Raw genomic sequence first — 1,476 nt, 5'->3', positions numbered from 1 at the left:
TCTTCATCAAGTTTAAATAAATTCAATAACAACTGTGCCGTTTCAGCTTTTCCGGCTGCAGCATCATCACGAACAGAGACGGTCGGTTCGTGCAATAACTTTTGCGTGAGAGTTCGAGACAAACTCCTCACGACTTTCTCAGGGTCAGCTCCTTGCTGCAAAGCACTAACCGCCTTTTCTACTTCGTTTAGGCGGATATTTTCAGCATGCGCTCTGAATCGTCTTAAGCCGTCCCCCGCTTTTGAAATACGCAAATCACTCGTAAATCGGCGTACTCCAGCGTTAATAATCGACTCGGCATCGTCAGCAGCCCTTTCTCTCGAACGCTTATTCTCATCAATCACATTGGCAAGGTCATCAACCGTATATAAATACACATCCGCCAATTCACCCACTTGCGGTTCGATATCTCTAGGGACCGCGATATCCACCATGAAAAACGGCCGATGTTTCCTTAACTTTAATGCACGCTCAACAGCGCCCTTACCTAGAACTGGCAGTGGACTCGCAGTAGAGGAAATAACAATGTCTGCATCGACCAACAAATCAGGAATATCACCTATTAAAGCTGCTTGACCACCGACTTCATCTACCAAATCTTGCGCACGCGCCAAAGTACGATTCGCAATAGTTAAGTCTTTAATGCCAGCTTGACGTAAGTGTTTCGCTACAAGCTCAGTTGTTTTACCCGCTCCGACCAACAACGCTTTGCTCTGACTCAACTGACCAAATAACTGCTTNGCCAAAACCACTGACGTCGCTGCAACCGATACTGCACTCTCGCCAATCGCCGTCTCTGTACGCACCTGTTTAGCCGTCGAGAAACTCGTTTCAAGGAGACGCCCCAACCGCCCAGTAACTGAGCCCGCCTCAAGCGCACTAGCATACGCAGATTTGAGCTGCCCTAAGATCTGCGGCTCACCCAAAACAAGTGACTCCAACCCTGCCGCCACACGCATAACGTGTCGCACTGCATCGTCGTTGCCATAACAGAAGCAATTTCGCTCAATAAGGTCGACATTAACGTGGTGAAATTTCGCGAGCCAATCTGAAACATCACGTTTTCCGTAACCGCCATCAACCGAACAATATATCTCCGTCCGGTTACACGTAGACAAAATAACGCCCTCGCTCACCTGATGCTGCGCGACGAAAGACGACAAGGCATCCATAAGCGCCAAAGGGTCGAAAGCAACTTTCTCCCTTAACTCTATGGGAGCTGTTTTATGATTTATGCCAAAGGCAAGGATGGACATTGATTACAGAATTTGAGAATTAAACCCCTATTTTACAAAGAGCGTGAGAAATATTCCATGCGAATTACACAATGTCTTATCGACAACATTGACAGTATTAAGCGGTATGTCATCATAACGACGTTTATGCCTCATCTAGTAACGATAAAAGAGACACCTTTGAATTCATTTCGCTTCGCATTTGTTTTAAGCGCGCTCATCACTCTTAGTGGTTGTGCGA

1 protein-coding gene is annotated in these 1,476 nt (G+C 46.6%); it reads right to left on the bottom strand.

Annotation, left to right across the window (positions count from 1 at the left end):
- Nucleotides 1–1,256 (bottom strand): glutamyl-tRNA reductase (gene hemA / locus A3738_RS04765; protein ID WP_068763401.1); only part of this gene is annotated, 1,256 nt, incomplete at its 3' end.
- Between the last annotated feature and the right edge of the window lie 220 nt (nucleotides 1,257–1,476).

The sequence above is a fragment of the Oleiphilus sp. HI0066 genome, from assembly GCF_001635725.1.
This window is presented reverse-complemented; position numbering and strand designations above follow the sequence as displayed.